Here is a 12329-nt window from a genome sequence, read left to right as displayed (position 1 = left end):
AATTATTTACTTTGTCCAAATACTTTTTTCTCTAAATTAGAAAGACGTTTTAAAATATCGATATGTTGGTTTTGACTGTCTGACACATCACTACGTGAACGCGTCGCGACTCTAATTCTTAACTCTTCGATTTCTTTTTTTAAACGTTTGTTTTCTTCTTCAAGTTTTTGTAAGTTTTTGTTCATATCTGCCATACGCTGATAATCTGCAATGACATCATCTAAAAATGTATCAACTTCAATTGGTTGATACCCGCGAAGTGTTTTTTCAAATTCTTTTTCGAAAATATCTTTTGCAGACAAGTTAAGAGAGTATTCACTCATTTTTTTCACCTCTTAGTTGTCATATTGATAAGTGATAAAATCATTTAAATCATCAAATTGAATTCTTTCAATATTATAATCAGATTTGCTGCTATTTTCAAGTAAATCATCATATATGTACTTTAAATTAGATTCCGTAGATTCATCATAAAAAATTAATGCATCTGTCGTATTGTCTATTAAAAACTGATTGATTTCTCTAAACATACGTGGACCTTCGTACATGCGTTTATATACATACGAAGAAAACTCTGCATGAGATTCTATATCTTGTAAAATTAATTTGTCTTCTTCTTTAAATCGCTCGTCATATTCATAAAAAGGTTTTAAAATCGCATACTGAAAAGAATAGTCGTCTTTTAAATCTTGTAGCACTTCTCCTGCGTACATATCGATGCCAGGATAGTTTTGTAAGATAAACCACTCTGCCCCATTTTCTAAGTATTCGATTATTTTCATCTTTAAAAAAGCTTTTAATACTTCTACCTCTTTTTGAGTATGACTAAATATACCGAGCTCAAAACTTCTATACCCTAATATAAGTACTCTCATATAATCTCCTTATTTATAAAATAATTAAACCACATATTAATAAATTTAATCTTTTCATTATAAAGTCTTGGTTTTAACTCTTTTTTATGACACGCCATTGCAAGCTCTGTAATCTGTTTTGAAAGTTTTAACTGTGTAGAATCGTTAAAGTATCGATCAGTCGGCAATGACTCTATAAATGATGCAAGGGCATCTGCTTCTAATAGAAATGGTTGGATCTCATCATCAAAATGATACTCATACCCATCTTGTGCGAATCTGTATTTACGTTTTACGTCATCAATATATTTTAAAAGACACTCTTTAGTGTACGGTCTATTCAACGTTATCACCCTTTAAAACATTAGATTTATGTATGTATATTATTGTATAATAACTAAACATGAATGAATATAGCTAAGGAATGATCTAATGTGAAATACCCTGCTGGTATTCAAAAAAGTAATGTTACTAGTAATTCAAGGAAGAAAAAAGTACAATATGGACATCGTGGGATGACTCTTGAAAAAGATATTGACACGACAAATAAGTATTATTTAAATACGAATCGCGCGATTATTCATAAAAAACCGACGCCGATTACTGTTGTAAATGTCGATTACCCATCGAGACAAAAAGCTAAAATTACAGAAGCATATTACAAAACTCCATCTACAAGTGACTATAACGGTATTTATAGAGGGAAATATATCGACTTTGAAGTAAAAGAAACACGAAACGAAACTCGCTTCCCTTTTATTAATATCCATGAACATCAAGTTGAACATATGAGAAAATGTCACGAGCACGGTGGCATTGTTTTTATTATTATGAGATTTCATGCACACGACGAAGTGTTTTTATATCCGATTGAGAAGTTTTTAATCCACTGGGACAATTACAAACTTAAGAACGGTAGAAAATCCATTCGTTATGAGGACGTAAAACGTGACAGTCATATTATTACAGAAAAATTTAACCCGCGTTTTGATTATCTTCAAATGGTAGATGAATTATATTTTGGAATGAGGTAGCAGAATGAAAGATCCTTTATCTAGAAATAAAAGGAATAAAATGAATAAGAAAACATTGTGGAAACGAATTGCACTAATCTTTATGATGGCAGCTGTTTCTATCTTTGTTTTAGGGATAGTCGTATTTGCTTATTTTGCATCGACTGCGCCAGCATTTAGTGTTGAAAAGCTAAAAGACCCTATCCCTTCAAGAGTATTTGACCGTAACGATGAACTCGTTACAACAATTTATCAAGGTATTGAACGTGAATATATCGATATTACCGATACACCAGAACTTGTTACGGATGCAGTCCTTGCGGTTGAGGATAATAGATTCTATGAACATGGAGCGATTGACTTCAAACGTCTTGGCGGTGCTGTTATTAGTAACATAACAGGTGGATTTGGTTCTCAAGGTGCGTCGACGATTACTCAACAAGTTGTAAAACGTGCGTTTTTAACTGAAGAAAAAACGATTAAACGTAAAGCTCAAGAAGCATATTTATCGTACCGACTCGAGCAAGAATATGCGAAAGACGATATTTTAGAAATGTATTTAAATAAAATATATTATTCAGATGGTATTTACGGTGTAAGAACAGCAAGTTTATATTATTTCGATAAAGAACTCGATGACTTAAACTTAAAAGAAGCGGCTTATTTAGCTGGATTACCAAACTTACCAAACGTTTATAACTTATATGTAGACGCTGAAGCAGGTAATAAACGTGCGAACCAAGTACTCGCGCTTATGTTACACCACGGACGTATTACTGAAGATGAGTATAACGAAGGAGTAAATACTGACTTAACAACAAATTTAGTTGCAAGATCTGATGAAGAACGTTCTTCAACTGAACCGAAAGACCCACAATATGCATCATATATAAACGTGGTCAAGCAACAACTTGAACAATCAGATGAGTTTAAAAATATAGATATTTCAGAGCTACTCTCGTCTGGTATAGATATTTACACAAATATGGATGCAAATATTCAGCGTACGTTACAAAACACTGTAAACGATAAAGACTTTTTCTATGGTGATAAATTTAAAAGCGATGATTTTAATATCGCATCTTCAATTATAGATACACAGTCAGGTGCATTAATTGCGATTAGTGGTGGTCGAGATTATCAGGAAGTCGTTAAAGAAAACTTAGCAATCACTCAGCATAATACAGGTTCTACAATGAAACCGATTCTTTCATATGCACCAGCAATTGAAAATATGGAAGTGCCGACGAACTATACGATTCAAGATGAATACGAATATAGCCCAAAACATTTTGAAGGTAAAATTTATAACTATGATAATCAAGGTCATGGTACTGTCACGATACGTGATGCACTGCGTAAAAGTTATAACATACCAGCCGTTAAACTTTTTGAAGAAGTTCGTGAAGAATCAGGAGATAATGTACCTGAACAGTTCGCAAAAGATTTAGGGTTAGATTATTCAAAAAAATCTGATGGTAATTATACGTTATCATTTAACGATGTTCTCGGAGGTAACGAATCTAGATTTAGCCCACTTCAAATGGCGCAAGCGTATGCCGCATTTGGTAACGGTGGTACATTCAATGAAGCGGGAGCCGTTCGTTACATCATAAATTCTGAAAACGAACAAGTCGACATGGAATATGAAAGCCATGAAGCAATGAAAGACTCTACAGCATATATGATTACAGATATGTTAAAAGGTACGTTCCAGCCATACGGAAGTGCGGATTATATTAATATGAATGGTTTAAATATCGCAGGTAAAACAGGAACGACGTCATATTCAGAAAGTATGTTAGCTGAATATAATTTACCTTCAAACGCTGCAAAAGATGCGTGGATCGTCGGATATACACCTGAATACACAATGAGTGTGTGGACAGGATTTACAAGTACTAAAAAAGACGGTGCGACGTCATTTGTCGGAACACAAGAACATATCACACCACAGTGGTTCTTCCAAAATATTATGACACAAATTAGCACGTATAACGGTCAAGACTTCACGATGCCAGAAAGTGTGACTTGGGTGGGTGGTCAAGAATTAGGTGTAGTAAATAGTTCTTTCCAATTTAACCCAAATCGAATTAGACGATACTATTACGAAGCACCTGAGGAAGAAACTGAGGTTGAAGAGGATAATACTGATGAAGAAGTTATCGATGAAACTGAGCCAGAAGAGCCTGTAGAGACACCAGAAAATGGTGATGATGGCAGTACGGATAATTCAGATACTACAAACCCAGACACCGATAGCGGTGAGTAAAATTTAATACAAATAAAAAAGCAAAGTAATTTAGAAATTACTTTGCTTTTTGTTTTAATAAATTTCTCTCTCTTTTTTGTCCTTCTCGGCACATGTACAAAAGTGGACATTCAAAACATTTAGGATTTCTCGCTAAACAATGATAACGTCCAAAGAAGATAAGTTGATGGTGCGCTTTACTCCATCTATTTTCTGGGATTTTTCTCATCAATGTTTCTTCGACTTGGTTTACATTATCTTTCCAACGTGCGATTCCTAGTCGTTTTGAAACGCGTTCAACGTGTGTATCGACAGCGATTCTTGGAGTGTCAAACGCGACACTTAATACGACGTTAGCTGTCTTTCGACCGACTCCTGCGAGTGTTATGAGTTCTTCGTAAGTCGTCGGTACTTCTCCATTAAATTTATCGATTAAATCTCTACATAACTTTTGTATGTTTTTTGCTTTCGTACGGTATAGTCCAATTGATTTGATATCGTTCTCTAGTTCTTCTAGTGGAACGCTTAAATAGTCTTCAGGTGTCTTATATTTTTGAAATAACGTATCTGTCACTTTATTTACAGATACGTCTGTTGCTTGAGCAGATAATAATACTGCAATTGTCAGTTCAAAATCATTTGTATAATTTAGCTCTGCTTCCGCATCTGGAAACATCTCATGGATAATATCGAGTGCTTCCATCGTCTTTACTTTACTCAGCACGACTAAATATCTCCTTTTAACCAATTTTTAAACGGAATAACCGGTTCATCGTTTGATTCTTTTTTTATACTATTCAGTATTTTTTCGACATAACTTAATGATGTAATATCATTTTTATAGGCAATATCAACGCCTTCCTTGATTTGATCTACAGAATATCCATCATCTCTTAACCACGCCGTCATACGTTCATACTCACTCGGCCCGAGCGTTCGTCCATATAGCTTTTCAATATATTGAAATAGATCACTCACATCATTTTTTGTATAAGTATGGGTAGCTTTATTTGTTATGATATTTTCAAGTTTTTTATACAGCGGATTAAAATCGTAACTTTCTACGTGTTTTCCACTAACCACTTTATTATTAATTCCAATAAATTGATTAGCAATTAAATGTTGTATTAACTTTGATAGTTCTTCACGAGTAAAAGTTGAACCGTCAATAATATCATCAAATGTAACTTCTGTTAGACCGTCATTACTATAACTCATTAGACGGATTAAAAGCATCGTCATCTTTTCATCGAGCCCAATAGTTGCATAGTGATCGATTAAAATTTTATTGACAGGAATATTTATATATTTAATATATTCATCCATCCTACTCTCTCCTAGTCGCTAACAATAAAGAGATATTAGCAACTAATATCTCTTTAGATCGATTATTTGTTTAAATATTTGTTAACAAAAGTTTGAATACGTTCTATCGCTTCAGAAAACTTTTCTTCACTTAATGCATAACTGAAACGTAAGTTTGACGGTATACCAAATGCAGATCCTGGTACGAGTGCAACGTATTGTTCTTTCAGTAGCTGTTCAGTGAACTGATCTACACTTTCGAAATTACATTTTTCAACGAGTTCACTCACATCAGGGAATAAGTAAAACGCTCCATTTGGTTTTGCACATTTTATATACGGAAGCTTTTGAAGTTGACTATATGCGTGATCTCTTCTTTTCTTAAATGTTTCATTATATTCTTTTAAGTATGAATTATCTAACTCATAAGCTTTTAATGCTGCGTACTGCGCAGGTGTTGTAACGTTTGAGACAGATTGACTTTGAAGTTTAGACATCGCTTTGATTAATTCTTTGTCACCACAAGCAAAGCCGATTCTCCATCCCGTCATTGCATATGATTTACTAACACCATTAACGACAATTGTATTTTGCTTCATCTTTTCACTCATTTGAGCGATTGAGTAATGCGCGCCTTCATAAACGAGCACTTCGTAGATTTCATCTGAAACGATAATAATATCTGTTTCATCTAAGTAATCTGCAAGTCTTTGAAGCTCTTCTTTACTGTAAACTGCACCAGTAGGATTGTTCGGTGAATTTAATACGAGAGCTTTTGTTTTATCTGTCACGTACTGATCTAATATTTCAGGTGTAAGTTTATAGTCTGTTTCACTTGTCGTTTCAGCAATTACCGGTACACCTTCTGCAAATTTTACTTGATCACCATAAGATACCCAGTACGGAGAAGGAATAATTACCTCATCTCCCGGGTTTAAAATCGCAAAGAATATATTAAATAATACTTGCTTTGCACCTGCACCGACAAAAATTTCATCGACTGAGTAATCCAAGTTATTATCACGTTTCATTTTGTCTTTTATTGCTTCACGTAGTGGCAAAATACCAGGTGTTGCAGAGTATTTTGTTTGCCCATTTAACGCTGCTTCATGTGCTGCTTCTATTACTTTTTTTGGAGTGTTAAAATCTGGTTCTCCGGCAGATAAACTGATGACGTCATTTCCTTCTTCTTTTAGGCGACGTCCTAAATTTGTTATCGCTATTGTCGGACTTGGCTGTAAGAGGTCCATTCTATTTGAAATTTGCACTTTGTTTCCTCCTAAAAATCATATTAATATAATTATAATCTAGATAACATCTCAATGAAAGCGGTCCTATCACCGTGTATAAGACTTTTCTCATTAAAGTACTTTAAAAATGCATTACGATACGGTTTCTCGAGCAATCGCTCATCAAATAGCACAACACGGCCACGGTCAGAATCATCTCTTTTAATGCGCCCAACAATTTGTCTAAACATAAATACTGCATCAGGCAGGTCGTGTTTATAAAAATGTCTAAAACCTTTACCTGTTGGTACTGGGAAAGGTAACTTAGTTAAAAAGATTGTACGATCGTTTAGATTTTCCAAATTAATTCCTTCAGTAAAACTTTCAGTTGCGAGTAATATACAATTTTGAAGTTGATTATACTGAAGTAATAATTTACTAGGTGTATCGTTTTTATTTTGTTTGATAATAGGAATATCAAACAGTTCACCGTCTAGTAAAAATTGATAGACTTCGTTTAGCAATTTATAATTCGTAAATAAAACGATTACTTTATCTTCTTTAATTGAATGATAAGTCGATAAATAATCGACTAAATCTTCAATATATGAATCTCTATCATTTAGGTCGTGAATATCGTTCGGTATAAATAGTTCTACGTCTTTAAACAAATTATCATTAGCAATTATTTTTGTATCAAATTCATCTAAAAACCACGGTTCTAGATGGTTAAATGATCCATTAACTTCTAATGTACCAGAAATTAAAACTTGTCCGTGTAGCCCTTTTAAATGATGAAATAGACGGTCTTTACAATTATTGTTAACGAGTAACGCTGTTTTTTGATAATTATTGTCTTGATGGATAGTATAATTATCTAACGTTAAACTCTTTTGCATATCTTTTAATTTAAACTGAAAATGCTTTAAATAATTATAAAGAGATTCATAATTGTTCGTGTCGACAATCGATTTTAGAACGAAATCGATTAAGTAATTTGAGTGATTTAATTGTTGAATTGCTCGTTTTATTTCCTCGATACGTAATGATGAAAATACATCATCGATTGTTTTATTTAAATCTGTAAGCATACGTACAAGAAAGTCGTTTGCTCGAATATCATTATGTTCAAGATATTCTTTTAACATTTTATCTTTATTGTTTATACCGATTTGAGATAGTAAAAATTTAAGGTCCATATATTTATATTCTGTGATAGACTGACGCTCTACAGTATTTAACACTTGGTGTGCTTCATCGACAATTAAATACTTATTATCGAGTTCTGATAAGCACTCTTCAATAAAGTAATGATTTGTAATGCAAATACGGCTATTTTTTGCATGTTCCACTGCTCTATTATAAAAATAATTGTCATGAGAATTGATTTGAAAATGTGCAGTGTCATAGTAAAGTCGTTCTGGTCCTTTTAATGAAATCTCACCTAAATCACCGGTCATCGTCTCTGTTAACCAAACAAGCAATTTCATTTTTAACATGACAATTTCATAGTTATCATCTTTAAAACTTAAGAGCTTTAAAATGGTATCTATGTCGACGTAATTTGTTTTTCCTTTTAACATAGATACTGGTAATTCATTTAATTTAGACGACTCCAGAAGACGAATTAAACTTTGATAATACATTTGATCTTGTAAAATCTTCTTACTTGTAGAAATCAATACATGCTGATTTGTCTCATTTGTATATACGATACTCGCGATTAGTATTGCTTCTGTTTTACCTAGTCCCGTATAAGCTTCTAGAGCAATATTTTTATTTTCTTTTAGTGCACTATAAATCGTATATATTAAATCGAGTTGATCTTGGCGATGCTTAAAGTTATTTTGATCTATAAAATTTTTATACAAGTCCTCTATTGTAATTTTGTGATTTGATTCAAAGTCAAATTTTGGATGTTGTATAGATAGTGACTGCACTGTATAATCCGCGTCTCTATGATTATTTTCACTTAGAGAAGCAAATAAAAGATCACTGACATTTGTTTCGAGATATTTTGAAATGTTATATAGACGTATTATCGTCTCTTTGTCGAGTTGATTAATTCGCTCTAAAATTTTAATAAATAGTTTTGCTGTTGCAAGTGCATCATCATAGGCACGATGTGCATGTTTTAAAGATAAATTAAGAGTCTCAGACAACATACCAAGTTGATAAGAGTTGAGTGTAGGGAAAAATATTTTAGATAAATCGACTGTATCGAGTGTTAAGTGTGGTTGAAAATGAATACCTGTATTTTGGAATGCGACTTTTAAAAAATTAAGATCGAATTCAATATTATGTGCGATGAAACAACAGTTCTCTAGTAATTCGTATACTTCATTTGAAATATCGTTAAACTTCGGTGCTCCTTTAATATCCTCTAATGTAATAGAAGTTAATTCTGTTACAAAAGCTGGTATATCAGAAGCATCCGACAATAAAGTACTATATGAATTGATTACTTCGTTATTTTTTACAAATACAATGCTTAACTCGATGATATGATCTTTTAATGGATCATTACCTGTTGTTTCTAAATCCACAACAGCAAAACAACTGTCTAACATACTAAATCCCTACTCTTCTATATCTGCACTCAAAACTGATTTAATTTGACCGTCTCGGTCGATTACTTTCAGTATACCAAAATCATCTATATCTATCGCTGTAGCCTCATACTGTTCTGAAGGTGTTGTGATGATAATTTCTTTACCTAATACGGTTGAATAACTGACATACGTATCTCTAATCATACTAAAATCATTTTTTAAAAATAAATCATAATACTTTTCTATATTTTGAAAGAGTGTTTTTACAAATGCTCCAACATCTATCTCTTCATCAGCAAAAGTTTCTAATGCAGCTTTCTTACCTACTTCAGATGGTGAATTGAAAATATTTACACCAATACCACAAACGATAGTATCAAATTGACCGTCTGGGATCATCTCTGTTAAAAAACCACAAAGTTTTTTGCCTTCTACGTATATATCGTTCGGCCATTTTATACCAATCGGACGATTTATAAAGCGTTCAATTGTTTTTGTAATAGCGAGAGCAATAAATAAATTAAACTGCATAAGTTTGTCTCGATTTACATTTGGGCGAACGACAAACGTGCTATAAAACCCACAATTATCTGGTGATTCAAATTCTCTTTTAAATCTACCGACACCTTGTGTTTGATGTAGAGACGACACGACAAAAGAATTTTCAATTTCAAATAGTTTCTCTTTAGCTATTGTTTGTGTCGATGTCACGACATCTTCAAAAATGATATATTTAAAATATTTACTATTCTCTGCTGATTGTAAAACTGACTGTTTAATGATATTCATTGTGCACCCACTCTATAATTGCGTCAAAATCGTTTGGTAATGTTTCGAACAATATTTGGCGTTCAATTTCATCTAATAACTCTTTTAGCCATGGTCCACCACGTTTATTTAAAGAATTCATTAAATCGTTACCGTTCACTGCAAGGTCTTTTTTACTTTGAATTGTTAATGATTCTTTCTTTTGAATTGCTTCTAATAGGTCATCTTCCATATTTATATTTAATGCAGAGTTATCACTTAAGATTTTTAACATATTTTTTAACAACATTGTGTCGTATTTATAGGCAACAATGACTGTTTCTAATTTGTTTTTTAAGTCATCGTATAATTGAATTGAAGTGTTTATATACTTTTTGTCTTCATTCGATAGTTTTAATTCATTTTTAAATGAGACACTATCATTGAATAATAACTGTATAATAATCTCATTATTTAATGTATGTACTACAGACTTTTTTAAATCATCTTTACCCACACGATTAAAAAATGGAATGTATTTATACATATCGCTTTCTATTAGTAATCTTTTAGACGCTTCTATATTTATACCCTTATATAGCTTTTTCAATTCTTGCACAATACGTTCTACCGATATATGTTGAACGTTAGAAACTAACTTTTTAATCGCATTATATGAATCTTCATTTAAATCAAATTGTAGTTGAGACATAAAGCGTAATGCACGTAACATTCTAAGTGCGTCTTCATTAAATCGTTCGTCTGGATTACCGACGGTGATAATTTCTTTATCCTCTATTGCGGATTGTCCGTCATAAGGGTCATACAGCTTAAAATGTTTGTCCATTGCGATTGCATTCATCGTAAAATCACGTCTTGCGAGATCTTCTTTTAACGATGTTGTAAATTCAACACTGTCCGGACGTCTAAAGTCTGAATACGTCGTTTCAGTACGGTACGTCGTCACTTCATAAGGTGTTTTGTTAATAACGACTACAATAGTCCCATGCTCAATACCAACATCTATCGTATGTTTAAATAATGCTTCAATTTGTTTCGGTAGCGCATTTGTCGTGATATCGATATCACCGACTGATTTACCCATACAATAGTCTCTAACTGATCCTCCAACATAATATGCTTCAAATCCGTTAGATTCTAATGTATCTAGAATAAATTGTCCTTCTTTAAATGCGTTCTTATTTGTCATCGTTATTGTCCTTAATAATCGATCTGTATAAGTCTTCATATTGAGCGACGATTTCTTTTTCTGAGAAACGACTTCTGACGTCTGTAATCATCGCTTCTCTCATCTCGTTATATAACGCTTCTTTTGTCATAAGCTCTACTGCATATTGAGCTGCATTTTCTTTATCCATCGGATCAACGATAAATCCTGTTTTTTCATGTTGAATCACTTCAACAATTCCTCCCGCATTTGAACCAATTGGAACACAGCCACAGTTCATAGCTTCAAGAAGTGCAAGACCAAAACTTTCTTTTAAACTCAGTAACATAAATAAGTCACTCATCTTATAAAATGACGTCATATCTGATTGTCGTCCGACGAGATGTACGTTATCACCAACTCCTAGTTCATGTGCCAAGTCATATACAACACTCATTTCTGGCCCATCCCCAACTAACACAAGATCACTTTTAACTGATTCTCTAACTAATTTAAAAGCTTCTACAATTGTCGTTATGTTTTTAATTTTTCTAAAGTTGGATGAATGAACAATGACTTTAGAATCTTCATCAATACCAAGCTGCTGTTTCATACGACTTCTAACTACTTTAATATTGTCACGATTAAATCGTTTTTCATCGACAAAGTTATAAATTGTTTTAATCTCTTTATTAGGTTGAATCATTTCTTCTGTTTGCTTTTTTAAACTATAAGACACAGCCGTTGTAATATCAGATTTCTCGATACCAAAGCGAATTGCAGGCTCTAAACTTCTATCATGACCTAGTACTGTAATATCTGTACCGTGAAGTGTTGTTATAATACCTACGTCACGTTTTGACATTTGATTTGCTAAAATACCTGCAACCGCATGAGGAATTGCATAATGCATATGTATACAATCTAATTGATGTACATCGATGACTTCAGCAATTTTCGACGCGAGTGTAATATCATATGGTCTATATTTAAAAACGTTATAATCATTAATTTCTACTGTATGGACATAAATGTTTGAGTAGTTTCCTGCGAGACGAAATGGAACACTTGATGATATAAAATGGATTTCATGACCGAGTTTCGCCATCTCAATTGCGAGTTCAGTCGCAACAATTCCACTTCCACCAACACTTGGATAACATGTTACTCCTATTTTCATTTAAATCCTCCTAACATACGTATTCTTTAT

The 12329-nt window shown here is 32.9% G+C and carries 12 protein-coding genes; 2 read left to right on the top strand and 10 right to left on the bottom strand.

All coding sequences use genetic code 11. The annotated features are described in order from the left end of the window. Positions 1 to 2: 2 nt before the first annotated feature. The 3 genes from gpsB to HMPREF2767_RS04315 are packed head-to-tail and all read right to left on the bottom strand — an operon-like array spanning position 3 to position 1198. A complete protein-coding gene (gene gpsB, locus HMPREF2767_RS04325) occupies positions 3 to 323 on the bottom strand; it encodes a cell division regulator GpsB (RefSeq protein WP_040928122.1) in 321 nt (106 codons plus the stop codon). A gap of 12 nt (positions 324 to 335) precedes the next feature. Beyond that, entirely contained in the window at positions 336 to 875 is a 540-nt protein-coding gene (locus tag HMPREF2767_RS04320) for an SLOG family protein (RefSeq protein ID WP_070622726.1), read from the bottom strand. Beyond that, positions 872 to 1198 (bottom strand): hypothetical protein, encoded by a 327-nt coding sequence (locus HMPREF2767_RS04315; protein ID WP_068128461.1) that lies wholly within the window; start codon positions 1196 to 1198, stop codon positions 872 to 874. The genes HMPREF2767_RS04320 and HMPREF2767_RS04315 overlap by 4 nt, the downstream gene beginning before the upstream one ends. A gap of 90 nt (positions 1199 to 1288) precedes the next feature. Between HMPREF2767_RS04315 and recU the strand changes: the two genes are divergently transcribed. Together recU and HMPREF2767_RS04305 are read left to right on the top strand one after the other, a co-directional pair. After that, positions 1289 to 1888 (top strand): Holliday junction resolvase RecU, encoded by a 600-nt coding sequence (gene recU, locus HMPREF2767_RS04310; RefSeq protein WP_070622725.1) that lies wholly within the window; start codon positions 1289 to 1291, stop codon positions 1886 to 1888. Between the two features lie 4 nt (positions 1889 to 1892). Next, complete coding sequence (locus tag HMPREF2767_RS04305; RefSeq protein ID WP_068128458.1) at positions 1893 to 4139, top strand: transglycosylase domain-containing protein; 2247 nt, start codon at positions 1893 to 1895, stop codon at positions 4137 to 4139. A 37-nt stretch (positions 4140 to 4176) separates the two neighbouring features. Here HMPREF2767_RS04305 and nth read toward each other — a convergent pair whose 3' ends face one another. The 7 genes from nth to bshA all read right to left on the bottom strand — a co-directional run bounded on the left by nth (position 4177) and on the right by bshA (position 12299). Further along, positions 4177 to 4842 carry an endonuclease III gene (gene nth / locus HMPREF2767_RS04300; RefSeq protein ID WP_068128456.1) on the bottom strand — a complete coding sequence of 222 codons (666 nt, stop codon included), beginning with the start codon at positions 4840 to 4842 and terminating at the stop codon, positions 4177 to 4179. Between the two features lie 2 nt (positions 4843 to 4844). Further along, the gene (locus HMPREF2767_RS04295; protein WP_070622724.1) at positions 4845 to 5444 is read right to left on the bottom strand and encodes a DnaD domain-containing protein; all 600 of its coding nucleotides are present in this window, start codon (positions 5442 to 5444) and stop codon (positions 4845 to 4847) included. A 62-nt stretch (positions 5445 to 5506) separates the two neighbouring features. Next, a complete protein-coding gene (locus tag HMPREF2767_RS04290) occupies positions 5507 to 6691 on the bottom strand; it encodes a pyridoxal phosphate-dependent aminotransferase (RefSeq protein WP_144265401.1) in 1185 nt (394 codons plus the stop codon). Positions 6692 to 6723: 32 nt separating this feature from the next. Continuing rightward, a complete protein-coding gene (locus tag HMPREF2767_RS04285) occupies positions 6724 to 9222 on the bottom strand; it encodes an exonuclease domain-containing protein (RefSeq protein ID WP_070622723.1) in 2499 nt (832 codons plus the stop codon). A gap of 9 nt (positions 9223 to 9231) precedes the next feature. Continuing rightward, positions 9232 to 9993: a biotin--[acetyl-CoA-carboxylase] ligase gene (locus HMPREF2767_RS04280; protein WP_068128451.1), complete on the bottom strand. Its 762-nt coding sequence runs from the start codon at positions 9991 to 9993 to the stop codon at positions 9232 to 9234. Continuing rightward, positions 9980 to 11161 (bottom strand): CCA tRNA nucleotidyltransferase, encoded by a 1182-nt coding sequence (locus HMPREF2767_RS04275; RefSeq protein WP_068128449.1) that lies wholly within the window; start codon positions 11159 to 11161, stop codon positions 9980 to 9982. Before HMPREF2767_RS04275 ends, HMPREF2767_RS04280 begins: the two co-directional genes overlap by 14 nt. Continuing rightward, the gene (gene bshA / locus HMPREF2767_RS04270) at positions 11151 to 12299 is read right to left on the bottom strand and encodes an N-acetyl-alpha-D-glucosaminyl L-malate synthase BshA (protein WP_070622722.1); all 1149 of its coding nucleotides are present in this window, start codon (positions 12297 to 12299) and stop codon (positions 11151 to 11153) included. Before bshA ends, HMPREF2767_RS04275 begins: the two co-directional genes overlap by 11 nt. Between the last annotated feature and the right edge of the window lie 30 nt (positions 12300 to 12329).

The organism is Nosocomiicoccus sp. HMSC067E10, assembly GCF_001810835.1.
Classification (GTDB): Bacteria; Bacillota; Bacilli; order Staphylococcales; family Salinicoccaceae; genus Nosocomiicoccus; species Nosocomiicoccus ampullae_A.
This window is presented reverse-complemented; position numbering and strand designations above follow the sequence as displayed.

Coding starts and splice junctions, on each gene's coding strand:
- bshA (WP_070622722.1), bottom strand. CDS start 12,299: ATGAAAATAGGAGTAACATGTTATCCAAGTGTTGGTGGAAGTGGAATT.
- HMPREF2767_RS04295 (WP_070622724.1), bottom strand. CDS start 5,444: ATGGATGAATATATTAAATATATAAATATTCCTGTCAATAAAATTTTA.
- HMPREF2767_RS04285 (WP_070622723.1), bottom strand. CDS start 9,222: ATGTTAGACAGTTGTTTTGCTGTTGTGGATTTAGAAACAACAGGTAAT.
- gpsB (WP_040928122.1), bottom strand. CDS start 323: ATGAGTGAATACTCTCTTAACTTGTCTGCAAAAGATATTTTCGAAAAA.
- HMPREF2767_RS04320 (WP_070622726.1), bottom strand. CDS start 875: ATGAGAGTACTTATATTAGGGTATAGAAGTTTTGAGCTCGGTATATTT.
- HMPREF2767_RS04305 (WP_068128458.1), top strand. CDS start 1,893: ATGAAAGATCCTTTATCTAGAAATAAAAGGAATAAAATGAATAAGAAA.
- HMPREF2767_RS04280 (WP_068128451.1), bottom strand. CDS start 9,993: ATGAATATCATTAAACAGTCAGTTTTACAATCAGCAGAGAATAGTAAA.
- HMPREF2767_RS04275 (WP_068128449.1), bottom strand. CDS start 11,161: ATGACAAATAAGAACGCATTTAAAGAAGGACAATTTATTCTAGATACA.